This is a genomic window from Mesorhizobium sp. M7A.F.Ca.CA.004.06.1.1, assembly GCF_003999135.1.
Lineage (GTDB): Bacteria > Pseudomonadota > Alphaproteobacteria > Rhizobiales > Rhizobiaceae > Mesorhizobium.
On record NZ_RZPQ01000009.1, the window covers coordinates 1 to 26,672 of the forward strand.

General features: G+C 62.8%; 29 protein-coding genes. 18 read left to right on the top strand and 11 right to left on the bottom strand.

The genetic code is table 11. The features are described from left to right. From EN906_RS01685 to EN906_RS01695, 3 genes are all read left to right on the top strand, one after another. The coding region (locus tag EN906_RS01685; RefSeq protein ID WP_164777086.1) for a class I SAM-dependent RNA methyltransferase at positions 1-838 on the top strand (838 nt) is incomplete at its 5' end. A gap of 76 nt (positions 839-914) precedes the next feature. After that, the gene (locus EN906_RS01690; RefSeq protein ID WP_127270326.1) at positions 915-1,286 is read left to right on the top strand and encodes an antitoxin Xre/MbcA/ParS toxin-binding domain-containing protein; all 372 of its coding nucleotides are present in this window, start codon (positions 915-917) and stop codon (positions 1,284-1,286) included. After that, positions 1,279-1,785, top strand: coding sequence for an RES domain-containing protein (locus tag EN906_RS01695; RefSeq protein ID WP_127270325.1), 507 nt, complete (start codon positions 1,279-1,281; stop codon positions 1,783-1,785). The genes EN906_RS01690 and EN906_RS01695 overlap by 8 nt, the downstream gene beginning before the upstream one ends. Before the next feature lie 40 nt (positions 1,786-1,825). Here the strand turns inward: EN906_RS01695 and tldD are convergent, their stop codons facing one another. After that, positions 1,826-3,238, bottom strand: coding sequence for a metalloprotease TldD (gene tldD, locus EN906_RS01700; protein ID WP_127270324.1), 1,413 nt, complete (start codon positions 3,236-3,238; stop codon positions 1,826-1,828). Between the two features lie 154 nt (positions 3,239-3,392). Then, a complete protein-coding gene (locus EN906_RS01705) occupies positions 3,393-3,947 on the bottom strand; it encodes an invasion associated locus B family protein (protein ID WP_013532781.1) in 555 nt (184 codons plus the stop codon). Between the two features lie 259 nt (positions 3,948-4,206). Between EN906_RS01705 and coxB the strand changes: the two genes are divergently transcribed. The 12 genes from coxB to rnhA all read left to right on the top strand — a co-directional run bounded on the left by coxB (position 4,207) and on the right by rnhA (position 14,017). Further along, positions 4,207-5,223 carry a cytochrome c oxidase subunit II gene (coxB, locus tag EN906_RS01710; RefSeq protein ID WP_164748750.1) on the top strand — a complete coding sequence of 339 codons (1,017 nt, stop codon included), beginning with the start codon at positions 4,207-4,209 and terminating at the stop codon, positions 5,221-5,223. Between the two features lie 38 nt (positions 5,224-5,261). Then, positions 5,262-6,914, top strand: coding sequence for a cytochrome c oxidase subunit I (gene ctaD, locus EN906_RS01715; RefSeq protein WP_023808611.1), 1,653 nt, complete (start codon positions 5,262-5,264; stop codon positions 6,912-6,914). 75 nt (positions 6,915-6,989) lie between these two features. Continuing rightward, complete coding sequence (locus tag EN906_RS01720; RefSeq protein ID WP_127270323.1) at positions 6,990-7,934, top strand: heme o synthase; 945 nt, start codon at positions 6,990-6,992, stop codon at positions 7,932-7,934. Between the two features lie 2 nt (positions 7,935-7,936). Further along, the gene (locus EN906_RS01725) at positions 7,937-8,095 is read left to right on the top strand and encodes a hypothetical protein (protein ID WP_013532777.1); all 159 of its coding nucleotides are present in this window, start codon (positions 7,937-7,939) and stop codon (positions 8,093-8,095) included. Beyond that, positions 8,095-8,727 carry a cytochrome c oxidase assembly protein gene (locus EN906_RS01730; protein WP_127270322.1) on the top strand — a complete coding sequence of 211 codons (633 nt, stop codon included), beginning with the start codon at positions 8,095-8,097 and terminating at the stop codon, positions 8,725-8,727. The genes EN906_RS01725 and EN906_RS01730 overlap by 1 nt, the downstream gene beginning before the upstream one ends. A gap of 1 nt (position 8,728) precedes the next feature. Then, positions 8,729-9,610, top strand: coding sequence for a cytochrome c oxidase subunit 3 (locus EN906_RS01735; protein WP_127270321.1), 882 nt, complete (start codon positions 8,729-8,731; stop codon positions 9,608-9,610). A 93-nt stretch (positions 9,611-9,703) separates the two neighbouring features. Continuing rightward, positions 9,704-10,195 carry a L,D-transpeptidase family protein gene (locus tag EN906_RS01740; protein ID WP_127270319.1) on the top strand — a complete coding sequence of 164 codons (492 nt, stop codon included), beginning with the start codon at positions 9,704-9,706 and terminating at the stop codon, positions 10,193-10,195. A gap of 56 nt (positions 10,196-10,251) precedes the next feature. Then, complete coding sequence (locus EN906_RS01745) at positions 10,252-10,656, top strand: DUF983 domain-containing protein (protein WP_127270316.1); 405 nt, start codon at positions 10,252-10,254, stop codon at positions 10,654-10,656. Beyond that, a complete protein-coding gene (locus tag EN906_RS01750; protein ID WP_164748751.1) occupies positions 10,653-11,408 on the top strand; it encodes an SURF1 family protein in 756 nt (251 codons plus the stop codon). The genes EN906_RS01745 and EN906_RS01750 overlap by 4 nt, the downstream gene beginning before the upstream one ends. A gap of 88 nt (positions 11,409-11,496) precedes the next feature. After that, the gene (gene ispH / locus EN906_RS01755; RefSeq protein WP_023808604.1) at positions 11,497-12,507 is read left to right on the top strand and encodes a 4-hydroxy-3-methylbut-2-enyl diphosphate reductase; all 1,011 of its coding nucleotides are present in this window, start codon (positions 11,497-11,499) and stop codon (positions 12,505-12,507) included. Between the two features lie 5 nt (positions 12,508-12,512). Then, positions 12,513-13,475, top strand: a complete 963-nt coding sequence (locus EN906_RS01760) for a homoserine kinase (protein WP_127270022.1) — start codon at positions 12,513-12,515, stop codon at positions 13,473-13,475. A gap of 11 nt (positions 13,476-13,486) precedes the next feature. Next, a complete protein-coding gene (rnhA, locus tag EN906_RS01765; protein ID WP_127270020.1) occupies positions 13,487-14,017 on the top strand; it encodes a ribonuclease HI in 531 nt (176 codons plus the stop codon). A gap of 133 nt (positions 14,018-14,150) precedes the next feature. Here rnhA and EN906_RS01770 read toward each other — a convergent pair whose 3' ends face one another. The 3 genes from EN906_RS01770 to EN906_RS01780 all read right to left on the bottom strand — a co-directional run bounded on the left by EN906_RS01770 (position 14,151) and on the right by EN906_RS01780 (position 16,077). Then, on the bottom strand, positions 14,151-14,627 hold the full coding sequence (locus EN906_RS01770) for a DUF2938 domain-containing protein (protein WP_127270018.1): 477 nt from the start codon (positions 14,625-14,627) through the stop codon (positions 14,151-14,153). Positions 14,628-14,702: 75 nt separating this feature from the next. Then, positions 14,703-15,185 (bottom strand): peroxiredoxin, encoded by a 483-nt coding sequence (locus EN906_RS01775; protein ID WP_127270016.1) that lies wholly within the window; start codon positions 15,183-15,185, stop codon positions 14,703-14,705. An 85-nt stretch (positions 15,186-15,270) separates the two neighbouring features. Further along, positions 15,271-16,077 carry a protein-disulfide reductase DsbD domain-containing protein gene (locus tag EN906_RS01780; protein ID WP_127270313.1) on the bottom strand — a complete coding sequence of 269 codons (807 nt, stop codon included), beginning with the start codon at positions 16,075-16,077 and terminating at the stop codon, positions 15,271-15,273. A gap of 170 nt (positions 16,078-16,247) precedes the next feature. On the opposite strand from EN906_RS01780, the gene EN906_RS01785 reads away from it, so the two are divergent. Next, on the top strand, positions 16,248-16,856 hold the full coding sequence (locus tag EN906_RS01785; protein ID WP_023808594.1) for a YqgE/AlgH family protein: 609 nt from the start codon (positions 16,248-16,250) through the stop codon (positions 16,854-16,856). 5 nt (positions 16,857-16,861) lie between these two features. Here EN906_RS01785 and EN906_RS01790 read toward each other — a convergent pair whose 3' ends face one another. From EN906_RS01790 to thrC, 4 genes are read right to left on the bottom strand one after another with little or no spacing between them, the layout of a single operon-like run. Then, the gene (locus tag EN906_RS01790; protein WP_127270311.1) at positions 16,862-19,750 is read right to left on the bottom strand and encodes an EAL domain-containing protein; all 2,889 of its coding nucleotides are present in this window, start codon (positions 19,748-19,750) and stop codon (positions 16,862-16,864) included. A gap of 3 nt (positions 19,751-19,753) precedes the next feature. Next, positions 19,754-20,350 (bottom strand): GNAT family protein, encoded by a 597-nt coding sequence (locus EN906_RS01795; protein ID WP_127268573.1) that lies wholly within the window; start codon positions 20,348-20,350, stop codon positions 19,754-19,756. Between the two features lie 15 nt (positions 20,351-20,365). Then, positions 20,366-21,658 carry a pitrilysin family protein gene (locus tag EN906_RS01800; protein ID WP_127268574.1) on the bottom strand — a complete coding sequence of 431 codons (1,293 nt, stop codon included), beginning with the start codon at positions 21,656-21,658 and terminating at the stop codon, positions 20,366-20,368. Between the two features lie 14 nt (positions 21,659-21,672). Further along, positions 21,673-23,070: a threonine synthase gene (gene thrC / locus EN906_RS01805; protein ID WP_127270308.1), complete on the bottom strand. Its 1,398-nt coding sequence runs from the start codon at positions 23,068-23,070 to the stop codon at positions 21,673-21,675. Positions 23,071-23,198: 128 nt separating this feature from the next. Between thrC and EN906_RS01810 the strand changes: the two genes are divergently transcribed. Further along, positions 23,199-23,930, top strand: coding sequence for a hypothetical protein (locus EN906_RS01810; RefSeq protein WP_127270306.1), 732 nt, complete (start codon positions 23,199-23,201; stop codon positions 23,928-23,930). Between the two features lie 42 nt (positions 23,931-23,972). Here the strand turns inward: EN906_RS01810 and EN906_RS01815 are convergent, their stop codons facing one another. Continuing rightward, positions 23,973-24,659 (bottom strand): HAD family phosphatase, encoded by a 687-nt coding sequence (locus EN906_RS01815; protein WP_127268823.1) that lies wholly within the window; start codon positions 24,657-24,659, stop codon positions 23,973-23,975. A 176-nt stretch (positions 24,660-24,835) separates the two neighbouring features. Between EN906_RS01815 and EN906_RS01820 the strand changes: the two genes are divergently transcribed. After that, on the top strand, positions 24,836-25,969 hold the full coding sequence (locus EN906_RS01820; RefSeq protein WP_127268824.1) for a site-specific DNA-methyltransferase: 1,134 nt from the start codon (positions 24,836-24,838) through the stop codon (positions 25,967-25,969). 66 nt (positions 25,970-26,035) lie between these two features. On the opposite strand, the gene EN906_RS01825 is transcribed toward EN906_RS01820, so the two are convergent. Beyond that, positions 26,036-26,647 (bottom strand): HAD family phosphatase, encoded by a 612-nt coding sequence (locus EN906_RS01825; RefSeq protein WP_127268825.1) that lies wholly within the window; start codon positions 26,645-26,647, stop codon positions 26,036-26,038. Positions 26,648-26,672 lie beyond the last annotated feature (25 nt).

The window sequence follows — 26,672 nt, forward strand, 5'->3', positions numbered from 1 at the left end:
GTCGCCGGAGATCATAGCCATATCGGAATGCCCGATCTCGCTTCCTGAGATCGTCGCTTCGCTTGATCGCTTGAAGGCGCTTGCCGAATTGGTCTGCGCAACCACCAAATCGTTCCGGCTAGCGGTCACCGTGACCGGTTCGGGTCTCGATGTCGCGGTTCACGAATCCGGCAAGCTGGGGGAGCATCAGCGCCGCATCGCTGCCAATTTCGTCATGGCGCAGGGCTTTGCCAGGCTGTCCATCGATGACGAGATCATCATCGAGCCGAAAAAGCCTGTTGTCATGTTCGGCAGCGTCGCTGTCGCCTTGCCCCCGGGCGCGTTCCTGCAGGCAACCGAGGCCGCCGAACAGGCGATGGCCGATATCGTCGGCGGACATCTGAAGCGTGCCAAGAAGGTGGCGGATCTTTTCGCCGGCTGCGGCAGTTTTGCTCTGCGTCTGGCCGCGAAGTCGGAAGTTCATGCGGTGGAGGGCGATGCGGCAGCCCTTTCGGCCCTCGACCGTGGATCGCGTTTCGCCACTGGCTTGAAGCGGGTGACGGGTGAACGCCGCGACCTGTTCCGCCGGCCGTTGACGTTCAAGGAATTGAATGCCTTCGACGGTGTGGTGTTCGATCCGCCGCGCGCCGGCGCCGAGGACCAGTCGAAGCAGATCGCCCGCTCGGATGTGCCGTACGTCGCCGCGGTGTCCTGCAATCCGGTGACGCTCGCGCGAGATTTGCGCATCCTCATCGACGGCGGCTACATCCTGAAAAGCGTGACGCCGATCGACCAGTTCCTGTGGTCGCCGCATGTTGAGGCCGTGGCGTTGCTGGAGAAGCCGAAGCGGAGGCGGTAGGTCGCTTGTGCTTGAGTTGCGCGTGAATTGGGCCTATTTTGATACCGTACGCATCAAACTATGCTAGGTAATCGTCATGAACTCCGCAGCCCTCGAAGTTCCGGCGTCACGCTTTGGCGAGGAACGGTCGCCTTACCTTTCGGCAAGGCGTGTCGCGGAACAGCTTGGTGTCAACCTGACCGAATTGGCCGGCCTGATCGGGGTCGCGCGCAACACACTTGCCGCCAAGGCCGGCGCGCGCAAGGTCGACGCCGCCCTCAGCCCGATCGTCCGCATCCTGTCGATGGCCGGTGAAATGGCCGGCGGCGAGCAACGTGCGGCGATCTGGTTTAAGCACCAGCCGATCCCCGGCTGGGCGGGAAAGACCGCCTACGACCTGGTTCGCGAGGGCAAGACGGACAAGGTGCTGGCCTATCTGGAGGCCGTCCGCTCCGGCGTGTATGCCTGAGATCAGCCTGACCTTGTGGCGGGCCTTCGTACCGCGTTGGGCGCATCTGCCGCTTTCGGGCGAGGGCGCTGCCCACTTCGGCGGTCGCTGGAATCCAATTGGCGCTTCAACGATCTATGCGGCGCGCGAATTGTCCACCGCCTGGGCGGAGTACAATCAGGGCTTTGTCCAGCATCCGGCGTTAATTGCCCAACTTGAGCTCTCGGGCGCGCGCTTGGCCGATCTGACCGATGCCGCAATGCTGAGCGAATTGGCCATGACGGCGGGCATTCACCAATGCGAATGGCGAGACATGCTGGATCAGGGCCTTGTGCCCGAGACCCACAAGCTGCGGGATCGCCTGCTTGCCGATGGGGTGAACGGCGTGATCTATCCGTCCTTCATGTCGCCCGGCGGCACCTGCGTTGCGCTCTGGCGCTGGAACGAGGATGGCGCGCCGCGCCTGGAGGTCGTCGACCCCGACCGTCGTCTGCCGAAATCGCCGGCATCCTGGCTTTAGGGCAACTCAGATGGGCGAGTAAGCTCGTCGACTGTTCTTATCAAACCCTGGTGCCGCCCACCGTCATCTGGTTCATGCGCAGATGCGGCTGGCCGACGCCGACGGGCACGCCCTGTCCGGCCTTGCCGCACATGCCGATGCCGGTGTCGAGCTTCATGTCGTTGCCGATCATCGAGACGCGGTGCATGGCGTCCGGACCGTTGCCGATCAGCATCGCGCCCTTGATCGGCTGCGTCACCTTGCCGTTCTCGATCATGTAGGCCTCGGTGCAGCCGAACACGAATTTGCCCGATGTGATGTCGACCTGGCCGCCGCCGAACGAGACGGCATAGATGCCGTTCTTGACCGAGGCGATGATTTCGTCCGGCTCCATGTCGCCCGCCGTCATATAGGTGTTGGTCATGCGCGGCATCGGCTGGTGGGCATAGCCTTCGCGGCGGCCGTTGCCGGTCGCCTTCATGCCCATCAGCCGGGCATTCTGGCGATCCTGCATGTAGCCGACCAGCTTGCCATCCTCGATCAGCACATTGCGGGCCGAAGGTGTGCCTTCATCGTCGACGGTCAGCGAGCCGCGCCGTTCGGGCATGGTGCCGTCGTCGACGACGGTGACCCCTTTGGCGGCGACCTGCTGGCCGAGCAGGCCGGCGAAGGCCGAGGTCTTCTTGCGGTTGAAATCGCCTTCCAGCCCATGGCCGACGGCCTCGTGCAGCATGACGCCCGGCCAGCCGCTAGACAAGACGATGTCGAAAGTGCCGGCCGGGGCCGGTATGGCCTCGAGATTGACCAGAGCTTGCCTGAGCGCCTCCTTGGCGGCGTGCTTCCAGCTGTCCTCGACCAGGAATTCGCCAAACGCCTTGCGGCCACCCATGCCGTAGGAGCCGCTCTCCTGGCGGTCGCCATCGCCGACCACGACGGAGACGTTGATGCGGACCAGCGGGCGGATATCGCGCACCATTTGGCCATCGGCGCGCACGATCTCGACATGCTGCCAGGATGCGGCGAGCGATGCCGAAACCTGCCGCACGCGCGGATCCTCGGCGCGCAGCCAGGCGTCGATTTCCTGCAAGAGCTTTGCCTTGGCCTCGAAGGAGGGCGAGGGGATCGGGTTCTCTTCGCCATAGAGATGGCGGTTGGTGCGGGCCGGTGCGGCGGCAAGCGTGCCGGAATAACCGCCCTTGACGGTTGAAACGGCATCGGCCGCGCGCAGCAGCGACGCTTCGGAGAGGTCGCTGGAATGCGCATAGCCGCTGGCTTCGCCGGCAACCGCACGCAGGCCAAACCCCTGGTCGGTGTTGAAGTTGGCGGTCTTCAGGCGGCCATTGTCGAACATCAGCGCTTCGCTCTCGCTGTATTCGAGGAACAGTTCGCCGTCATCGGCGCCGTTGATGGTATCGGCGACGATCCGCTTGATGCGATCGTCTGAAATGTCGAATTGGCCGATCAGGCTGTTCATGGCGCATCCGTTCACAGGAGGAATGGGTCTTTGCCACGATGTAGGCGCGAAGGCACGCCGAGACAATCGCTCTGCCGCATTGTAACGACAAAAGCGGTTTGCCAGCAGCCCGTCGAAGTCACTTCTGGTTGAAGCCGGTGATGTCGCCGGGCTTTCAGGGGAGGGCGGCGAAGCCGTCGGCAAAGCCCTTGAGGTCGACCGGGATGCCGATACCTTCTTCCGGGGTCTGGAAAACGATGAAGGTGGCCGACGTGCCGGTCTTCAGCGTGTCGAGAAGCGGCTTTTCGAGGATCACCTCGGCATAGCAGCCGTCCTGGAAGCAGCGCACGAAATAGGCGCGGCCGATATCCTTGCCGTCGACATTGAGGCCGAGCCCGTTGGGCAAAAGCACGCCGAGCGGCGCCAGCACGCGCAGGATCTCCGCCTTGTTGTCGGCGGTGCGCAGCACCACGACCGACAGTCCCATCTCCGGACGGTCCTCGGCGACGACGTTCTGCATCATCACGCATTGTTCCGAGGTGGCACCGGCCGGCGTGTCGCAGATGATCGACCATGCGCCATGTGTCGAGCGCACGGTGCCGCTCGGCTGCGCGGCGTTCGCCGTGCCGGACACGATCGCGGACAAGCCGATGCCAGACAGGGCGGCGAAAAAGATGACCTTCGCCCAGTTTCTCGAAAACCGAGAGTTTCTCGAAAGCCAGTAATTCATGACGGCTCCATTGCGAATCACGGCACTTTAAGCCGCGCCAAAGCCAAGTAAAGGACGAGACCGCACCAGGTCTGCCCCGAAAAAGCCAATTGGGCGCTTTTCCCTGCCAATTTCGCCCGAATTGCGACGTTCGGCACCTGCGGCCCGCGGGAATGCTGCTGCGGGCTCACTGTAGGCGATTCGGTGCTGCCGCGGCTGCCTCCAAAGGCATATCCGGGCTTGCGCGCAAAAATGCCGCACGGTTTCGTCCGCTCCTTTCTTGCGGAGGGAAAAAGAGTATGGTTTGAACCAGCTTGAAACTGTCGGGATTCCCGTCCCGGCATTGTTCGTTATTCTCGTGGGTACCGCAGCGAGGAACTGGGAGACGATGAGGGCGATGAGAAATTTCCTGGCAAACGCCAAGGTTCCAGCAAGTGCCAAGTTTCTAAGTGCTTGTGCCGCTGTCACGTTTTTCGCCGGCGCATCCGCCCATGCCGACCAGCCCAAGAACTGGGAGACAACCTTCCAGGCGCCGGCGACCGACATGATGCGGCAGATCGAGTGGTTCGGGAACTACACGATGTGGTTCATCGTTCCGATCACCATCCTGGTGCTGCTTCTCCTCGCTTATTGCATCGTCAGATTCCGTGCGAGCGCGAACCCGGTTCCGTCCAAGACCAGCCACAATACGCTGATCGAGGTGATCTGGACTGTCGGTCCGGTCGTCATCCTGCTTTGCCTGGCAATTCCCTCGTTCCAGCTGCTGACCGCGCAATACACGCCGCCGGAAGAAGCGAAGCTGACCGTCAAGGCGACCGGTAACCAGTGGAACTGGGACTACGAGTACCAGACCGAAAACACGCTCTCCTTCAATTCCGCGATCCTTCAGGACACCGACCGCGCCGCCGCCGGCAAGGAGGACCGCAAGGTTTATCCGCGCCTGCTCGCGGTCGACAATGAACTGGTGGTGCCGGTCAACACCATGACCCGCGTGCTCGTCACCGCGACCGACGTGATCCACTCCTTTGCCATGCCGTCGTTCGGCATCAAGATCGATGCCATTCCGGGCCGCACCAACGAGACCTGGTTCAAGGCGGAGAAGGAAGGTATTTTTTACGGCCAGTGCTCGCAGCTCTGCGGCAAGGACCATGCCTTCATGCCGATCGCCATCCGCGTCGTCTCCGATGCGCAGTTCAAGACCTGGCTGGCGGCAGCCAAGACCGATCTGCCCGGCGCCAACAAGACGCTGATGGCCGAGGTCGACGGCCAGAACAAGGTAGCGTCCGCCGGCAACTGATGCCGCGGGTTAGCAAGATTTAGGGAACGGAGCGGAACATGGCAGACGCTGCAGCTCACGACGGGCACGACCACAAGCCTTATCACGGCTGGGTCCGCTGGGTTTATTCGACCAACCACAAGGACATCGGCACGCTCTACCTGATCTTCGCGATCATGGCCGGCATCATCGGCGGTGCCTTGTCTGTCGCCATCCGCATGGAGTTGCAGGAGCCTGGCATCCAGATATTCAGCGGCCTGGCGCAGATGGTCTATGGCATGAACGGTGACGCCGCGATCGACGGCGGCAAGAGCATGTACAATGCCTTCGCCACCGCGCACGCCCTGATCATGATCTTCTTCATGGTCATGCCGGCGCTGATCGGCGGTTTCGCCAACTGGATGGTTCCGATCATGATCGGCGCGCCCGACATGGCGTTCCCGCGCATGAACAACATCTCCTTCTGGCTGCTGCCGCCGGCCTTCATCCTGCTGCTCACCTCGATGTTCGTGCCGAGCGCGCCGGGCGCCTTTGGCGTCGGTGGCGGCTGGACGCTCTATCCGCCGCTTTCGACCTCGGGCCAGCCCGGGCCGGCCATGGATCTGGCGATCCTGTCGATCCACATTGCCGGTGCGTCGTCGATCCTCGGCGCCATCAACTTCATCACCACCATCTTCAACATGCGCGCGCCTGGCATGACGCTGCACAAGATGCCGCTGTTTGCCTGGTCGGTGCTGATCACCGCCTTCCTGCTCCTGCTGTCGTTGCCGGTCCTGGCCGGCGGCATCACCATGCTGCTCACCGACCGCAATTTCGGTACCACCTTCTTTGCGCCCGACGGCGGCGGCGACCCGATCCTGTTCCAGCACCTGTTCTGGTTCTTCGGTCACCCTGAAGTGTACATCCTGATCCTGCCGGGCTTCGGCATCATCAGTCACGTCATCTCGACCTTCTCGAGGAAGCCGGTGTTCGGCTATCTCGGTATGGCCTATGCCATGGTGGCGATCGGCGCCGTCGGCTTCATCGTGTGGGCGCACCACATGTACACGACCGGCCTGTCGCTCGACACGCAGCGCTATTTCGTCTTCGCCACCATGGTCATCGCGGTGCCGACAGGCGTGAAGATCTTCTCCTGGATCGCGACGATGTGGGGCGGGTCGATTTCGTTCAAGACGCCGATGCTGTGGGCGCTGGGCTTCATCTTCCTGTTCACCATCGGCGGCGTCACCGGCGTCCAGCTGGCCAATGCCGGCCTCGACCGCTCGTTGCATGACACCTATTTCGTCATTGCCCACTTCCACTACGTGCTGTCACTGGGCGCGGTGTTCGCCATCTTCGCCGGCTGGTACTACTGGTTCCCGAAGATGACCGGCTACATGTATTCGCCCGTCATCGCCAACACCCATTTCTGGGTCACCTTCGTCGGCGTGAACCTGATCTTCTTCCCGCAGCACTTCCTCGGTCTCGCCGGCATGCCGCGCCGCACCATCGACTACCCCGATGCGTTCGCCGGCTGGAATTATGTGTCGTCCATCGGCTCGTATATCTCGGCCATCGGCGTCCTGATCTTCCTCTATGGTGTGTTCGAGGCCTTCCAGAAGAAGCGGATCGCCGGCGCCAACCCATGGGGCGAGGGCGCAACGACGCTCGAATGGCAGCTGCCGTCGCCGCCGCCCTTCCACCAGTGGGAACAGCTGCCGAAAATCAAGTAAGGCGGCTGCCCGCTCGAATACGAAACCGCCGGTCCGCCGGCGGTTTTGGCCAACGGATGATGGACTTAAGTACGCATGGCCCTTGTCGACGACCCATTGATTGACGAAGCGGGCTTTCGCATGTCGGAAGCGACGGCGGGCGATTTCTTCGCGCTGCTGAAGCCGCGCGTCATGTCGCTGGTGGTGTTCACCGCCTTTGTCGGCCTGGTCGCCGCACCCGTGACCATCAACCCTCTGCTGGCGGTGATCGCCATCCTGGCTATTGCAATAGGTGCTGGTGCCTCCGGCGCGCTCAACATGTGGTACGATGCCGACATCGATGCCGTGATGACCAGGACCGCCAACCGCCCAGTCCCCGCCGGTCGCATCCAGCCGCACGAAGCCCTGACCTTTGGGCTGGTGCTGTCGGTGCTGTCTGTGATGACGCTCGGCGTGCTGGTCAACTGGCTGGCGGCGACGCTGCTCGCCTTCACCATCTTTTTCTACGCCGTCGTCTACACGATGTGGCTGAAGCGCTGGACGCCGCAGAACATCGTCATCGGCGGGGCCGCCGGTGCCATTCCGCCCGTGATCGGCTGGGCCGCGGTGACCGGGACAGTCAGCCTCGAAAGCATTGTCTTGTTCCTGATCATCTTCCTGTGGACGCCGCCGCATTTCTGGGCGCTGGCGCTGTTCAAGTCCGAGGACTATGCCAAGGCCGGCATTCCGATGATGCCCAACGTCGCCGGCCACGCTTCGACCCGCCGCCAGATCTTCGCCTATGCGCTGGTGCTGGCCCCGGTCGGCGTGCTGCCGTGGCTGCTTGGCTACACCACGCCGTTCTATGGCGTGGCCGCCCTGCTTCTGGGAGTCGGTTTTGTCTGGTACGCGTGGAAAGTGCTTAGCATGGCCGACGATGACCGCGTCATGAAACCGGCCAAGGCCCTGTTCGCCTATTCGCTGCTTTATCTCTTCGCCATCTTCGCTGCCTATCTGGCCGACAGCGTTGTCGAACGCGCGCTTGCCATGGGTGGAGCATGACCATGATCGAGGAAAAGCTCGAGACCGTCACGTTGACCGAGCGTCAGAAGAAGGCGCAGCGCAGCCGTTCTATCGCCATCGGTGTGGCGCTGGCGCTGCTGGTGGTCATTTTCTACATCGCGACGATCGTGAAGTTCGGCCACAATCTGGGCACGATGTGATGAGCGTCGGGACCTCCAAAAAAGCGGCTGGCAAGAACGGCAACGTCATCGTCGCGGCTGTCTGCCTCGCCTTTTTCACCGGCATGATCGGCATGGCCTATGCCGCGGTCCCGCTCTACAAGATGTTTTGCCAGGCGACCGGCTATGGCGGCACGACGCAACGTGCCGAGAAGCAGTATGCCGGCCGCGTGCTCGACCGCGAGATCACCGTCCGCTTCGATGCCAACATCGCTGGCGTGCCGTGGGAGTTCCAGCCGGTCCAGCGCTCGATGACGATGAAGATCGGCGAGACCGTGCAGGCGCACTATCAGGCGACCAACAAGTTCGATCGTCCCGTGACCGGCCGCGCCACCTTCAACGTGCAGCCTGAACTGGCGGGTCCCTATTTCAACAAGGTCGAGTGCTTCTGCTTCACCGACACGACGCTGAAGCCCGGCGAGACACTGGACATGCCGGTCCTGTTCTACGTGGACCCCGACATCGTCAATGTGCCGGAACTGAAGGACGTGAAGACGATCACGCTGTCCTATACGATGTTCCCGGTCGAGAAGGCCAAGCCGGTCGCCTCCTCGGAGCCGGCCAAGGGCAATAGCAAGACAATTTCGAATACCGAAGCAAATCTCGGGGGTTGATATGGCAGACGCGCACGCAAAACCACAGCATGACTATCATCTCGTTGACCCGAGCCCGTGGCCTTTCCTGGGATCGGTAGGCGCACTTGTCGCCGCCTTTGGCGGCGTCTGCTTGATGGAATACCTGAAGGGCGGCTCGTTCCCGATCTTCGGCTTCAACATCGCCAATCCATGGCTGTTCTTCATCGGTCTCGTGATCATCCTCTACACCATGTTCGCCTGGTGGTCGGACACGATCAAGGAAGCGCATGAGGGCCATCACACGCGTGTCGTGTCGCTGCATCTGCGCTACGGCATGATCATGTTCATCGCCTCGGAGGTGATGTTCTTCGTTGCCTGGTTCTGGGCCTATTTCGATGCCAGCCTGTTTCCGAGCGAAGTCCAGCAATATGCCCGCACCGCGTTTACCGGCGGTGTCTGGCCGCCGAAGGGCATGGAAGTTCTCGACCCCTTCCATTTGCCGCTCTACAACACCGTCATCCTGCTGCTGTCCGGCACCACGGTGACCTGGGCGCACCATTCGCTCATCCATGGCGATCGCAAAGGCCTGATCAACGGCCTGGTGCTGACTGTTGGCCTCGGCATGCTGTTCACCATGGTGCAGGCGTACGAGTACATGCATGCTCCGTTCGCCTTCAAGGATTCCATCTATGGCGCCACCTTCTTCATGGCGACCGGCTTCCACGGTTTCCACGTCATCATCGGCACCATCTTCCTGTTGGTCTGCCTGATCCGGGCGATGAAGGGTGATTTCACCCCCAAACAACATTTCGGCTTCGAGGCGGCCGCCTGGTACTGGCACTTCGTCGACGTGGTCTGGCTGTTCCTGTTCGCCTCGATCTACGTCTGGGGATCGGTCGGCGCGGTGATCGAGGGCCACTGATCCTGGCCTGAGGAATTTCCGTTTGGGGAGGGGCGGCCGCGGCAATGTGGCCGCCTTCTTCTTTTTGGCGCAATGATCGCTGATCGATAGCCAATGCGGCTGACAATTTTCCGGGCCATTTGCGCATTGATGATCGCGGCACTCCCGGCCTTTGCCGGCGAGAAGGTGGATCTGGTGCGTGTCCACAAAGCCGAACGCCGGCTGGAACTCATCGGCGACGGCAAGATCCTGCGCAGCTACGGCATCGCACTCGGCGGCGATCCTGTCGGGCATAAGCACCAGGAGGGCGATCAACGCACGCCCGAGGGGAACTATGTCCTCGACTGGCGCAACCCGAACAGCATCGCGCACAGATCGATCCATATTTCGTACCCCAATACCGACGATCTGGCGGCCGCCAGGGCGCGCAATGTCGACGCGGGCGGCATGGTCATGATCCACGGCCAGCCAAACGGTTATGGCTGGTGGGGCTGGCTGCTTCAATTGGTCGACTGGACCGACGGCTGCATTGCGGTTACGGACTCCGATATGGACGAAATCTGGGCGATGGTGGCCGATGGCACACCGATCGAGATCGAGCGGTAGGCAATGAGTGGCAAGATGAACTGGTTGCCGGTCGATCTGAAATCGAGCGGTAAGCAATGAGCGACGACTCTTCCAAGAGTGAAGATAGGGCGATCTGGCCGCCGATCGATCCGATCTCGGCCGGCCTGCATGGCCGTTGCCCGCGCTGCGGCGAGGGGCGGCTATTTTCCGGCTTCCTCACCGTCGGCAAGCGATGCGTCAATTGCGGCCTCGATTATTCCTACGCTGATGCCGGCGACGGGCCGGCGGTGTTCGTGATCCTGATCATCGGCTTTATCATCGTCGGCCTGGCGCTCTGGGTAGAAGTCACGTTCAGCCCGCCGCTCTGGCTGCATCTGCTGGTCTGGATTCCGCTGGCTGTTGTGCTGTGCTTGACGGCGCTGCGGCTGATCAAGGGCGTGCTGCTGACGCTGCAATACCGCAACCAAGCGGCCGAGGGCCGGCTGGATCGCGGCGAATGAGCGAGGCTTCCATTAAAACTGACGGTCGTTCGCGGCCGCGATCGGCATTGCTGCTCGGCCTTGGCCTTGTGCTGTTCCTGATCCTGCTGGTGCTCGGCACCTGGCAGATGCAGCGCCTGTATTGGAAGGAAGGCCTTCTGCAGACCATCGACCAGCGCACCCATTCGGCTCCGTTGCCGTTGGTTGCGGTCGAGAAAGAGTTCGCCGCCACCGGCGATGTCGATTATACGCCTGTCACCGTCACCGGCACGTTCCTGCATCAAGGCGAACGCCATTTCTACGCGACCTGGGAGGGTGATGCCGGCTTCAATGTCTACACGCCGCTGGCGCTCGACGACGGACGCTTCGTCCTGATCAATCGCGGCTTCGTGCCTTACGATCTGAAGGACGCCGCCAAGCGCGCCAAGGGACAGGTGGCTGGCAGTGTGACGGTCACCGGGCTGGCCCGCAACCCGCTGCCGGGCAAGCCGTCGATGATGCTTCCCGACAACGACGTGGCGAAGAACATCTTCTACTGGAAGGACCGCGACGTGATGGCTGCAAGCGCCGGTCTGCCGGCGGGCGCCGCGCTGGTGCCGATCTTCATCGACGCAGACAAGACGCCAAACCCAGGCGGCTTGCCGGTTGGCGGCGTCACCATCATCGACCTCCCGAACAGCCATCTCCAATATGCGATGACTTGGTACGGGCTTGCCGCGGCGCTCGCAGCCGTGCTCATCCTGCGGCTTCGCCGTCCCGCGAAAGACGAATGAACGCGGCTGATGCCCCCTTTCAACCGATGCCCTTGACAGGGCAGGGGTGCGCACTTCATTTCGGCTTTGATCAACCGGCCCGGATTTAATGCTTCAGACAACCACCAAACCACCTCTGACGATCCGGCTCTGCCAGCCGCGCGGTTTTTGCGCCGGTGTCGACCGTGCCATCCAGATCGTCGTGCTGGCGCTGAAGAAATATGGCGCGCCGGTCTATGTCCGCCATGAGATCGTGCACAACCGCTACGTCGTCGAGGGGCTGCAAAGCCTTGGCGCCGTCTTCATCGAGGAACTCTCCGAGATACCGGCCGAACATCGGCAGTCGCCCGTCGTGTTCTCGGCGCATGGCGTGCCGAAATCGGTGCCGGCGGATGCGAAGGCGCGCAATCTCTTCTATCTCGATGCCACCTGCCCGCTGGTGTCGAAGGTCCACAAGCAGGCGATGCGCCATCAGCGGCTCGGCCGCCATGTGCTGTTGATTGGTCACGCCGGTCATCCCGAAGTGATCGGCACCATGGGCCAACTGCCGGACGGAGCGGTGACGCTGATCGAAACCGAAGCCGATGCCGCAAAGCTCTCGCCCGCCGATCCGCAGGCGCTCGGCTTCGTTACCCAGACCACATTGTCTGTCGAGGACACCGCCGGCATCATCCGCGCCTTGCAGGATCGCTTTCCGGCGCTGCAGGCACCAGCGGCGGAATCGATCTGCTATGCCACCACCAACCGCCAGGAAGCCGTCAAGGACACCGCGCCGGGCGCCGATCTCTATCTGATCGTCGGCGCCCCCAATTCCTCCAATTCGCGACGCCTTGTCGAAGTGGCGGAGCGTGCGGGCGCTACGATGTCGCTTCTCGTGCAGCGCGCCGCCGAGATTCCGTGGAATGACATCGGCAACATTTCGACGCTTGGCCTGTCGGCCGGCGCGTCGGCGCCCGAAATCATCGTCGACGAGATCATCGACGCGTTCCGGCAACGCTTCGATGTCACGATCGATCTTGCCATCACGGCCACGGAAACCGAGGATTTTCCAGTCATGCGGGTCCTGCGCGATGTCGAACTGACGCGGGCCGACATGGCCTTCGTCAATGGAGCCGCGTAAGGCACATGGCGGTCTACACCGACGTTGCGGAAGGCGAACTCGGCGCATTCCTGAAGCACTATCCGGTCGGCGATCTCCTGTCCTACAAGGGCATCGCCGAAGGCACCGAGAACTCGAACTTTCTGCTGCACACCTCCAGCGGCTCCTACATCCTGACGCTCTATGAGAAGCGCGTCGAGAAGGCGGATCTGCCGTTTTTTCTGGGGCTGATGGGCCATCTCGCCAACAAGGGCGTGTCCTGCCCGCTGCCGGTGACCGCGCATGACGGCAGCGTCATCGGCACGCTCGCCGGCCGGCCGGCGGTCATCATCACCTTCCTGGAAGGGCTTTCGTTGCGGCGGCCCACAGCAACGCATTGTGCCGAGGTCGGCAAGGCATTGGCGCAGTTGCATCTGGCCGGTGCCGATTTTTCGATGACGCGTCCGAATGCCCTGGCCATCGACGGCTGGCGCAAGCTCTGGGATGCAGCGCGCGATCGCGCAGACGAGGTCGAGCCGGGCCTAGCGGCCGAGGTCGATGCCGACTTTGCCGATTTCGAGCGCAACTGGCCGAAGGACCTTCCCAAAGGCATCATCCACGCCGATCTTTTCCCGGACAACGTTTTCTTCCTCGGCGAAAAACTGTCCGGCCTGATCGATTTCTATTTCGCCTGCGACGACCTCTACGCCTATGATGTCGCCACCTGTCTCAACGCCTGGTGCTTCGAGAAGGATTTTTCCTTCAACCTCACCAAGGGCAAGGCGCTGCTCGCCGGCTACCAGAGCGTCCGGCCCCTGAGCGACCAGGAACAAGCTGCGCTGCCGGTGCTGGCGCGCGGTTCGGCGTTGCGCTTCATGCTGACCCGGCTGTACGACTGGCTGACCGTCCCCGATGGCGGGCTGGTGATGAAGCGCGATCCGACCGAATACATCAGAAGGATGCGGTTCCACCGGGCGATCAAATCTCCTTCGGAATATGGATTGGCCTGATATGGGGTATCATGAGCAAACTGGTTGAGATCTTCACCGACGGCGCCTGTTCGGGCAATCCCGGCCCTGGCGGCTGGGGCGCGATCCTGCGCTTCAACGGCACCACCAAGGAGCTTTCCGGCGGCGAAGCCGAGACGACCAACAACCGCATGGAACTGTTGGCCGCCATTTCGGCGCTGAACGCGCTGAAGGAGCCGTGCACGGTCGACCTTCACACCGACAGCAAGTATGTCATGGACGGTATTTCCAAGTGGATCCACGGCTGGAAGAAGAACGGCTGGAAGACCGCCGACAAGAAGCCTGTGAAGAACGGTGAACTTTGGCAGGCGCTCGACGAGGCCAACAAGCGCCACAAGGTCACCTGGAACTGGGTCAAGGGCCATGACGGTCATGTCGAGAACGAGCGCGCCGACGAGCTTGCGCGCGAAGGCATGGCGCCGTTCAAGAAAGGTCCGTTCAAGCCTGCAGCAGCGGCAAAGCCTGCTGCGCCGGCCAAACAACCGGCAATCGCGAAAGTGCGGCGCTCTACCCAGAGCTATTGATTTCCGGAGCGGCGCGGCTCTCAGGTACGAAGAAGCGGATCAGCCGGCGGGGGTGGCAACTACTACGATATCGGCGCGCACCGCGTTATCTACTGCTGGCTGCCGATCGACTGGCCAGCGCAGTTGTAGACCCTTATCGGATCAGCAGCGCCGTGCCCCAAAGCCCAAGTGCGAACACGGTGTGCGACACCAGATTCAGCGCCCGGATCAGCATCGGGTTGGGCCGCTTCGAGGCCGCCCAGCCGGCGCCCATGCCGGGTGCCAGCAGGAACCAGCCGGCGCCGACGGTGACGATGCCGAGGATGAAGGCCGGCAGGAATGTCGGCGCGGCAAGCCAGCCCGCTCCGGCCAGCACCACCAGGATGATGCCGTAGACGATGCCGACAAAATAGTGAAAGGCCCAACCCAGCGCCTTTTCATGCACGTACGGTGCGGCACCGCCGATATCGTCGTGGAAGACCTTGTCACGGAGATGCCAGACCCAGCGACCGACCGGCCCCCAGTTCGGCCGTGGCTGGCCGAACGCCTTGTGCAGGAAGATGGCCCAGAGATCCATCAGGACGGTGGCGCCGATGCCGATCGCGATAGCGCGCCAGAACATGTCAAACATCGCTAGAATCCCCCCAAACGCAAGCCCTGGGCTACAAGCGCGATCGTCGTTCCACACCCCACGCCGCGCTGAACTTCAGAGCTGTCCCAGAATATGAGCCGCGCCGGACTCGTCGACACCAGGCTTGGTCTCGACATTGAGCGCGGTGACCTTGCCGTCGTCGACGATCATCGAAAACCGCTTCGAACGCAGCCCCATGCCGCTGGCGGAAAGGTCATTGTCGAGGCCTACCGCCTTGGCGAAATCGCCACTGCCGTCGGCGAGGAACATGATCTTGCCCTCACCGCCGGTGAAGTGCGCCCAGGCGCCCATGACATGGACGTCGTTGACCGAAACGACGGCGATGGTGTCGACGCCGCGCGCCAGGATGGCATCGTGGTTCTCGAGATAACCCGGCAAATGGTTGTTGCTGCAGGTCGGTGTGAAGGCGCCGGGAACCCCAAACAGCACGACCTTCTTGCCCGGGAAGATCTCGGCCCCGGTGATCGGCTTGGCGCCATCGGCGGTCATCGTCTTGAAGGTCACGTCAGGCAGCTTGCCGCCAACGGAAATGGTCATGGATTCCTCGCTTGGGAAAATGGGGAAGGACGTGTCTTTGCCTAGCGAACCCGACGGCTTCCTGCAACCGTTGGGGTGGGCTGGATCAAGGGAAAGGCAGAACCCCTTCGACCGCGCCCGCCGAACTCGTCAGCGTATAGTGAAGCCCGCCATCGGTCGGCGTCGTCGAGGGGCGATCGAGGATCGGCACGGTGAAGATCAGCTTGCCGTCCTTTTCGCTGCGGGCAGGGGTGCCGAACATGTAGTCCCGCTCGCCGGCGACGAAGAAATCCGCCGCCTCCGGATCGCCGGGAAAGCTCGCTTCGACAATCAGCGTCTCGTGGTCGCCCGGCAGCACAGCGATGCCGAAATCGGACCTCGCGGGCGCTGGTAGCGCCGCGAAACTCGCCTTCACCAGCGCTGCGTCCTCGGCATTGTCCGGATCGGAGGCGGGGTCGACGGTCAGCCGCGTCTGCACCGGAATGCAGATCGTTTCGCAGATGCCGAGAAAGATGTCGGCATCGATCAACGCCGGCTGGTTCGGCGCCGCCAGCGTGAATGTCACCGGCAGAGAAACCGGATAGTTGTAGCCTGCCCATTTGCCATAGCCGTCGTCATGGCGCTGCGGCGCCGGAAACGATAGCGCTGCGTCGGCGATGTTGGTGCTGGCTGAAATGTCGAGTTGCGGTGGCACGCCCGCGTCGCCCGGATCGCGCCAATATGTCTTCCAGCCGGGCTTGAGCGCTATGTCGAGAACGCCCTGGATGCGGCCGGTGTCGTCGGCTTTGCCTGAGGTCACCAGCCGGACCTTGCCGCCTTCGCTGTTGTACCACGCCGATGAGGAGGCGGCGGCGGGAAGAGCGGTTGCCGATCCGATGGCGGCGCCGAGCAGCAGGATTTTCAAGCTTCGCATGGCGGTGATTTGATCGTCCGTTCGTGGCCGCGCAATGATTTCATGGCCTTGCCGGTATCATATTTGCGTGACTTCGAGGGAGAAGAATGTTCGAGCCGCCGCCACAAGCTTTGGTCGAATCCAGCACGGCGCATCTTTTCGGCGCTTTGGAAACGCGTTACGCTCCCTTCATGGACTTGTTGCGCCACAAGAAGACGGTCGCCAGTCGCGGCTTTCTCGACGATCAGTTCCTGATTGCCATGCCCGGCATGAAGGACGACCGTTTCACGCGCTCGGTCATCTATGTCTGCGCACATTCCGATGAAGGCGCCATGGGCCTGATCATCAACCAGACGCAGCAGATGCTGTTTCCGGACTTGCTCGTGCAACTGGGCATCATGAACGAGCAGGAGGCGATCCGATTGCCGGCTCAGGCCCGCGATTTCGTCGTGCGCAATGGCGGCCCCGTGGACCGCAGCCGGGGCTTCGTCCTGCATTCGGGAGACTATCGGGTGGAATCGTCGCTGACCGTTTCCGACGACATCTGCCTGACGGCGACCGTCGACATATTGCGCGCCATATCGTCCGGCCGCGGGCCTCGTCATGCGCTGATGGCGCTCGGCTATTCCGGCTGGGGCGCCGGCCAACTGGAGACCGAGATCGCCGAAAATGGCTGGCTGACCTGTCCGGCCAATGCCGAGCTTCTGTTCGACACCGATATCGAGCGCAAATACGACCGGATCCTCGCCTCGATCGGTATCGACCTTGCGCATCTCAGCCTGGCGGCCGGGCACGCCTGATCCGCTCACGCTTGCGTCAGCGGATACTGCTCTTTTAGCGTCTTCAGCACCTGGTCGCCCGGCATCGGGGCGCCGAACATGAAGCTCTGCACATATTCGCAGCCCATCTGACGCAGTTCCAGCGCATCGCTTTCGTCCGAAATGCCCTCGGCGACGACGGACAGGCCGAGCTCATGCGCCATGTTGACCATCGATTTCAGCAGCACCGCGCGCTTGGGCGTGTTGTCGTCGACGAAGCTCTTGTCGATCTTGATGGTGTCGAAGGGGAAACGCGTCAGGTAGGCCAGTGAGGAGTAGCCGGTGCCGAAATCGTCCAGCGACAGGCCGATGCCGAGCTGCTTCAGCTTGGTCAGCACATGGGCGGTCTGCTCGGGATTGTCCATGACAAGCGATTCGGTGAGCTCCAGCCGGAAGCAGCGCGGCTTCAGATTGGCCCGCGCGATGACCGAGCGGACGTCGCTGACCAGGTCGCGGCGGATCAACTGGCGGCTGGACAAATTGACCGAGACCGACAGCGGCGCGTCGCCGATCTGTTTTTGCCAGCTGGCGAGATCTTCCGCCGCCTGCTGCATGGCAAACAGGCCGAGCTGCACGATAAGACCGCAGCTTTCGGCTACCGGGATGAAATCCGCCGGCGGGATCATGCCGCGGCGCGGGTGGTCCCAGCGCAGCAGCGCCTCGAAGCCGGCGACACTGCCGTCCTCGAGCCGCACGATCGGCTGGTAGGCAAGCGTGAATTCGCGCCGCTCGATGGCGCGGCGCAGGTCGGATTCGAATTGCAGCCTGTCGGTGCCGACAGTGCGGAAAGCCGGACGGAACGGCTCGATCCTGTCGCCGCCGAAGCGCTTGGCCTGGTGCATGGCAAGCTCGGCATCCTTGACCATGTCCTCGGCCGACATCTGCGGCGAATTCCAGGTGATCAGCCCAATCGACGCGGTCAGCACGATCTCGCGCTTGGCGAAGGTGATCGGGTTGTTGATGGCATGCTTTATGGCATCAGCGACCGCAGCGATGCGGGCCGGGTCTTGTTCGGACAGCAGCATCAAAGCGAACTGGTCGCCGGCAAAGCGCGACAGCGAATCCTTCGGCTTGAGCAGCCGGTGCAGGCGGCGCGCGATGGTCAAGAGGATGGTATCGCCGGCCGAGATGCCGAGCCCGTCATTGACCTGCTTGAAACGGTCGATGTCGATGACGAAGACGGTCGGCCGCACCTTCTCTTCGGTGCGCGCGATCGAGATGATCGCTTCCAGCCGGTTCATCAAAAGTTCACGGTTCGGCAGGCCGGTCAGATTGTCGTGCACGGCGTCGTGCAGCAGCCTTTCCTCGGACTTTTTCTGCTCAGTCACGTCGACCATGGTGCCGACGCAGCGGATGACTTCGCCGTCCGAGCCGATGACCGGGCGTGCGCGCAGTGAAAACCAGTGATAGTGGCCGTCGGCGCCGCGCAGGCGGAAATTCTGCGACACCCGGCCGCGCCGGTGTTCGAGCACCACGTCGAGCGTCGTGCGGAACGTGTCGCGGTCGTCGGCATGCAGCACCGGCAGCCAGTTGCGGGCCGCGCCGCCAAGGCTGTTCGGTGCCAGGCCGAGCTGGATGCTGACATCGGGCTTGGTGACGACGCGGTCGCGCAGCACGTCCCAATCCCAGACCGTGTCGCCCGATCCGGCCACCGCCAGCGCCTGCCGCTCGAGGTCGGAGAACAGGCCCTGGTGCAGGGCGCCGCCGGCAAAGGCGTGCTGCATCACTGTGAAGCCGATCAGAAGGATGATCAGGATCAGCCCGCCGCCCAGGGCCGGCTGGGCAATGTCGTTGTCGAGCATGCCGGTGATCGCCATCCACGATCCGCATAGCCACAACAGCACCATGACCCAACTGGGCACCAGCATGATGGCACGGTCGTAGCCGCGTATGCCGAGGAAGATGATCAGGCCAAGCCCGGTCAGTGCGGTTGCGGCGAAGGACAGCCTGGCGATGCCGGCGGCAACCGCCGGATCGACGATCGCGACCCCGGCGATCAGCACCAGCCCGAGAATCCAGACCAGTGCGCCGTAGCTGAAATGGCCGTGCCATCGGTTGAGGTTGAGATAGGCGAACAGGAACACCACGAAGGTTCCAGCCAGCGCCACCTCCGTTCCCGCCCGCCACATCTGCTCATTGCCGGGCGAGATCTCGATGACCTTGTTGAGGAAGCCGAAATCGACACAGATATAGGCCAGTACCGCCCAGGCAAGCGCGGCGGTCGCGGGGAACATCGAGGTTCCCTTGACCACGAAAAGAATGGTGAGGAACAGCGCCAGCAAGCCTGCGATACCGATGACGATGCCGCGAAACAGCGTGTAGGAATTGACCGAGTCCTTGTAGGATTCCGGATCCCAGAGGTAGACCTGCGGCAGCTTCGGCGAGGCCAGTTCGGCGATGAAGGTGATCACCGTGCCGGGGTTCAGCGTCACCCGGAAAACGTCGGCATCGGGGCTGGTCTGGCGGTCGAGCGCGAAGCCTTCGCTGGGCGTGATGGCGGCGATGCGGGTCGAGCCGAGATCCGGCCAGAAGATGCCGGAATTCACCAGGCGGAAATGGGGTGCGACGATCAGCCGGTCGAGTTGCTGGTCGGTGGTGTTGGCGAGCGCGAACACCGCCCAGTCGCCGGTCGAACGGGCATCATTGGCCTCAACCTCGATGCGCCGCACGATACCGTCCGGACCCGGCGCGGTCGACACCTGGAAATTCTCGCCCTGGTTCCGGTAGATCTCGACGGCGCCGGAAAGGTCGAGCGCGACGTCGTCGCGGGCGATCTTGATCGGCTCCACGGCGAAGGCCGACGATGCCGCCCACAGCGTCAGGAGTGTCGCGAGGACAAAGGCGAACAGCGACCCGTTTCGCAGGAAATTCGTCAAAAATCAGTCCTTCGTTCCAACGCCCGGCGGATCGTCCGCGATCCGGGCGTAGAGGTAGTGGTCCTGCCAGATGCCGTTGATCCTGAGGTAGGATCGCAGCAGTCCTTCGCGCCGAAATCCGGCTTTTTCAAGCACGCGGATCGACCTGATGTTGTCGGGAATACAGGCCGCTTCGATCCGGTGCAACCTCAGCGTATCGAAGGCGAAGCGGGCCACCACCTTGACCGCGTCGGTCATCAGGCCGCGGCCGCCGAAGCGCTCGCCGATCCAGTAGCCGACATGGCCGCTTTGCGAGACGCCATGGCGTATGTTGCCGAGCGTGATGCCGCCGGCAAGCTTGCCGCTGCTCTTCTCGAAGATGAAGAAGGCGATCGCGGTTCCTTGCGCATAATCTTCGCGGTAGCGGCTGATGCGCAGCCGCCATGCGTTGCGGTCGAGTTCATCGGGAGTCCAGCGTGGCTCCCAGGGTTCGAGGAAGGCGCGGCTTTCGCCACGCACCACCGCCCACTCGCGGTAGTCGTTGGTGAACGGCACGCGCAGCGTGACGCGGTCGCCTTTCAGCGCCGGCAGGTCGCGGCGAAAGAAAGGGAGCGCGAACACGACGCTTCGAGGGGCTTAGACGGCGAGCTTACGGGCCGCGGTCTGCGTGCCTGCGAGCGATTCGAGGATCGCCTCGTATGGCGCCAGTGTGCCCACAGGCCCGACAGCGGTAAGCGTCGGCTTGGTCGAGAACAAACGCGACGATAGATCGGTCAGCCGCTCGACCGTCAGCGCCGACAGCCGTTCCATCAGTTCCTCCTTGGCGATCGGCCGGCCGAACAGGAGCAGTTGCCGTGCGATCTGCGAAGCGCGGCTGGCCGGGCTTTCGGCTGACATGATCAGTCCGGCGCGATATTGGGCGCGCGCCCGGTCGAGTTCTTCCTGCAGGATTTTCTCGCCGGCCTTCTGCAGTTCGTCGATAATGACAGGCACCAGTTCGGCGATGTCGCTCTGGCCGGTCGCGGCATGGACGCCGAAGACGCCGGTGTCGGAAAAGCCCCAATGGAAGGCATAGACCGAATAACACAGGCCGCGCTTCTCGCGGACCTCCTGGAACAGGCGCGACGACATGCCACCGCCGAGGATCATCGAGAGCACCTGCGAGGCATAGAAGTCGCGCACATGATAGGCCCGGCCTTCGAACCCCAGCACGATCTGCGCGTCCATCAGGTCGCGGTCCTCGCGAAAATCGCCGCCGACATATTGCGCATATTGCGGGATGGTGCTGTCGGCCTTGCTGCGGAAGCCGCCGAGCTGCTTTTCGACCTCGCGCACGAAATTGTCATGCTTGATGTCGCCGGCGGCGACAATCACCATGCGCTCGGCGCCATATTGCCGCTCGATGAAGTCGTGGAGTTGCTTGGAGGTGAAGGATTTGACCGTTTCGGGCGTGCCGAGAATGGAGCGTCCAATCGTCTGATGGCGATAGGCGGTTTCCGTGAAGCGGTCGAAGACGATGTCGTCGGGGGTGTCGTGCGCGGCGCCGATCTCCTGCAGGATCACATGCTGTTCGCGCTCGAGTTCCTGCGGGTCGAATTCGGACTCCTGCAGGATGTCGGCAAGAATGTCGACGGCCAGCGGCACGTCGTCGGAGAGCACCCTGGCATAGTAGGAAGTGGTTTCGACGCTGGTGGCGGCGTTGATCTCGCCGCCAACGTCCTCGATCTCCGAGGCGATTTCGAAGGCGCTCCGCCTTTTCGTGCCCTTGAACGCCATGTGCTCGAGCAGATGGGCCATGCCATGCTCGTCCTCACGTTCATTGCGGGCACCCGACTTGACCCAGGCACCAAGGGCAACCGATTCGATGCTTTGAAGGGTTTCGGTGGCGACTGTCAGGCCGTTCGACAGACGGCTTACCTCAACACCCATATGGCTAGTACTCCTTAACGCGCCGCCCGCGCGCGGCGGCCGACATAATCTTCCACCATTTTCAGGTCGGAGGGAAGTACCGTGTATTTTTCCTCCGATGTCATCAACCCACCTAGCCATGCGGGCAGTGCGGGCGACACGCCGCTGGCGGCTTCGACGGCGGCCGGGAATTTTGCCGGGTGTGCGGTACCCAGCACCACCATCGGGACGGCGCCTGACGCCTTGCCCGCAGCGACATGTACAGCTGCCGCGGTGTGCGGATCGAGCAGATAGTTGCTGGCCGCGAGCGTCGAGCGGATGGTGGCGGCGACCTCGTCCATATCAGCCCGGCCGGCGTCGAATTCCGACCGCATCCCGGCGATTTGCTGGGGTTCGATGGTGAAAGCGCCGGACTGCTTCAGACCGTCCATGTAGCGCCGCACGGTCGCCGCGTCACGGCTGGAGGCCTCGAACAGCAGGCGTTCGAAATTGGACGACACCTGGATATCCATCGACGGCGACGTGGTCGCAAAGACGCCCTTGGTGCGGTATTCGCCGGTCGAAAAGGTGCGCGCCAGAATGTCGTTGTCGTTGGTGGCGATGACCAGCCGCTCGATCGGCAAGCCCATCTTCTTGGCGGCGTAGCCGGCGAAGATATCGCCGAAATTGCCGGTCGGCACGGTGAAGGAGACCGGCCTGTCCGGCGCGCCGAGCGACAGCGCCGAGGAGAAATAATAGACGATCTGGGCCATGATCCGGGCCCAGTTGATCGAATTGACGCCCGAAAGCGCAACCCGGTCGCGGAAGCCGTGATCGTTGAACATGTCCTTGAGCAGTCCCTGGCAATCGTCGAAATTGCCTTCGATCGCCAGCGCATGGACGTTTGCAGCCGTCGACGTCGTCATCTGCCGCTGCTGCACCGGCGAGACGCGGCCGTGCGGGAAAAGGATGAAGATGTCGGTCCGGCTGCGACCGGCAAAGGCATCGATGGCCGCCCCGCCGGTATCGCCCGAGGTGGCGCCGACGATGGTGGCGTGCTGGTCGCGTTCGGCAAGCACATGGTCCATCAGCCGGGCCAGAAGCTGCATCGCCACGTCCTTGAAGGCGAGCGTCGGCCCGTGGAAAAGTTCCAGGATGAAGGTGTTGGGGCCGGTCTGCACCAGCGGGCAGACGGCCTCGTGGCGGAAGGTGGCATAGGCTTCGCGCACCAGCCGCTCGAAAACGGAGGCCGGGATTTCGTCGCCAAGGAACGGCGACAGCACGCGGATCGCAAGGTCGGGATAGGCAAGGCCGCGCATGGCGCGGATCTCGGCGGCGGAAAACTGTGGCCACTCGCGCGGCACGTAGAGCCCGCCGTCGCGCGCCAGCCCGGCCAGCACGGCGTCGGAAAATCCGAGAACGGGGGCTTCCCCGCGGGTACTCACATAGTGCATGTCACAATTCCGTTACTGCTTGGCTTTTCCATCCACCGCAAGGTGGTTAATTTCTGCGCTGGCTCAGTCGCATTTTTGCCGCGCGGTTGATATACGTCACCAGCTTTGCGAGAGGGAAGTGCAGTTTCATGGCGTTTCGTACATTCAGTGGTCGCTTTTTGGCGGGTCTTGCGCTCACCGGCTTTATGCTTGCCGCCGCCGGCTGCCAATCGGGCGACAATGGCATCCTGAACCTCGGCATAGGCAAGAAGGAGGACCCGACGGCGCCACCGCCGCCCCAGGATCCCAAGATACTGGCCAGCCAGTTGCAGGCCTATTGCCCCCGGGTGACGGTGCGCGACGGCACGGCCTTCTTCAACACCTATTCCAGGGAAGCTCAGAAGCCCAAGCCCAGGATCAAGAAGACCGGCGACGCCGCGCAGGATGCCGCGGCCCAGGCCGAGGCTGACGCCGCTGCTGCAACTCCGCCCGACGAATCGGCCAATATCATCTACCAGGCGTCGGTCAGCGACGTGACACGCGACTGCAGCCGTGCCAACGGCCAGCTGACGATGAAGATTGCGGTCGCCGGCAAGATTGTCCCCGGACCGAAGTTTTCTCCAGGCACGATCACCATGCCGATCCGAACGGCTGTGATGCATGGCACCGAGGTCCTCTACTCGCAGCTCCACCAGTATCAGGTCCAGGTCACCGATCCTTCGGTTGCCACGCAGTTCGTCTTCACCGATTCCAATGTCGTCGTGCCCGAGCCGACGGCGCAGGATTATCAGGCCTTTGCCGGCTATGACGAAACCGCGCATCAGGCAACGGCCGACAAGCCGAAGAAGACCCGCCGCAAGAGGGCTGCCGCGACGAACTAGGTCTCGGCAGTTGCATGAGGCGTGCGTCGCGGCGCACGCTTCTCAGGCGTCCGACCACTCCGACAGCGCCGCGATCACGCTTTTCAGCTCCGCCCAGCGGCGGATCACCGTCTCGGCGCCGGCCTCGGTGAGCGCGTCGGCATGGCCGGGATAGCTGTGGGCGGCTCCGGTGAAGCCGATCACCCGCATGCCCGCCGCCCTTGCGCCGTGGACGCCGTGCACGGAATCCTCGATGACGAAAGTGTTTGCCGGGTTGGCGTTGAGTTTCTCCGCCGCGAACAGGAACACGTCCGGCGCCGGTTTCGTTTTCCCGGTCGGTGTTTCCATCGCCGAAAAAATCCGGTCGGCGAAAAACGGCAAAAGATGCACCTTCTCCAGCATGAATTCGATCCGCTCGGAGCGTGAATTCGAGCAGACGCAGCGCGGCACGGTTACCGCGGCAACGGCCTCGCGCGCGCCATCGATGGCGCGGACGTCGCTGCGCAGTTTGCGGTCGACCAATTGTTCCTCCCTGTCGATCAGAGAGGCCTGGAAGGGGATGCGGGACTTTTCCTCGACCCGCAGCATGATGTCCTTGAAGGTCAGGCCGGCATAGCTCTCCGAAATCTCCTCAGCCGATATCTCGTATCCTGCCAAGGTCAAAAGCTCGGCGTCGACACGGGCGGCGATGATCTCGGAATCGACGAGCACGCCGTCGCAATCGAAGATGACAAGGTCTGGCTGGGGCATGGTGATCCGGACAATGGGAGGGCGAAGTGGCCTCGGAAGGCTCAGGCGGCGCGGCATACACCAACAGGGCCGCCTTCGCAAATTCGCCCCACCCGTGCCTTGGCCTTCACGGAATATTTACGCTGATCGGTAACCATAACCAGGAGTAAACAGTAACGCGTGCCCTGGGTGTCAGAATGTCTGCCGTGCGTCTTCTCGACGAGCTATCCCACGCCCCCCAGCAATCCGAATGGCTGGACACGATCCTCAAGGGCGACTGCGTCGCCGCGCTCGACCGGCTGCCCGAAAAATCGATCGACGTCATCTTCGCCGATCCGCCCTACAATCTGCAGCTCGACGGCGACCTGCACCGCCCCGACCAGTCGAAGGTCGACGCCGTCGATGACGAATGGGACCAGTTCGAGAGTTTCGAGGCCTATGACGCTTTCACGCGGGCCTGGCTGCTGGCGGCGCGCCGGGTGCTGAAACCCAACGGCACCATCTGGGTCATCGGCTCCTATCACAACATCTTCCGTGTCGGCGCCAAGATGCAGGATCTCGGCTTCTGGATCCTCAACGACGTGGTCTGGCGCAAGACCAACCCGATGCCGAATTTCCGCGGCCGCCGCTTCCAGAACGCGCATGAGACGATGATCTGGGCCACCCGCGACCAGAAGGGCAAGGGGTACACTTTCAACTACGAAGCGATGAAGGCGTCCAACGACGATATCCAGATGCGCTCCGACTGGCTGTTTCCGATCTGCACCGGCGGCGAGCGGCTGAAGAACGACAATGGCGACAAGCTGCACCCGACGCAGAAGCCGGAAGCGCTGCTTGCCCGCATCATGATGGCCTCGACCAAACCGGGCGACATCGTGCTCGATCCCTTTTTCGGCTCCGGCACCACCGGCGCGGTGGCCAAGCGTCTCGGCCGCCATTTCGTCGGCATCGAACGCGAGCAGGCCTATATCGACGCCGCCAACGAGCGCATCGACGCGGTGCGGCCACTGGATGGCGCCGATCTCACCGTGCTGACCGGCAAGCGCGCCGAGCCGCGCGTTGCTTTCGTCAGCCTGATCGACACCGGCCTGATGATGCCGGGTGCGACGCTCTACGACGCCAAGAAGCGCTGGGCCGCCAAGGTGCGCGCCGACGGTACTGTGGCGATCGGCGACAGCGCCGGTTCGATCCACAAGATCGGCGCCGAAGTGCAGGGGCTGGATGCCTGCAACGGCTGGACCTTCTGGCATTATGAGCGCAGCGGTGGCCTGACCCCGATCGACGAGCTTCGCCGCATCGCGCGGCTCGGCATGGAGCGGGCAGGGGCCTGAACCCCTGCCAATTGCTTCGAATGCCGTTGATTCAAAGGCTCAACGGATCGCGCGAAGTGATTCAAATCAAGCCTTGATTCCGAGACGTTCGAGGTCTGCTTGAAGCGTCTCTGCATCGGTGAACAGCACCGACTGCCAGCCTGCCGCCTTCGCGCCATCGACGTTCTTCTGGCTGTCATCGATGAACAGCGTGGCCGCCGGTTCGAGGCCGAATGCGGCGACGTGGTGATCGTAGATGCCGCGATCCGGCTTGATCATGCCGATCTCGCCCGAGATGGTGACGCCGCGCGGGCGGTTGAGGAAATCGAAGCGCTCGCGGGCTTCGGCCAGCGTGTCGCTGGCGAAGTTGGTCAGCATGGTCACGTCGTGGCCGCTCTCGATCAGACCGAGCATGATGGCGACACTGTCGTCATAGGCATGTGGAACCATCTCGTGCCAGTGGCGGCGGAACCCGCGGATGTTTTCCGCGTGATCGGGATGGTCCGCGATCAGCAGCGCCTCGGCCTCTTCCCAGGTGCGGCCGCGATCCTGCTCGATGTTCCAATCATGCGTGCAGACATTGTCGAAAAACCACTTTCTCTCTTCGGCATCCGGAATGAGGCGGCTGAACGGAATGTTGGGATCGTAGTGGATCAGCACTCTGCCGATGTCGAAAACGATGTGGCGTATTTCAGTCATGGGGCCTCTTTGCACTGTGTGGCGA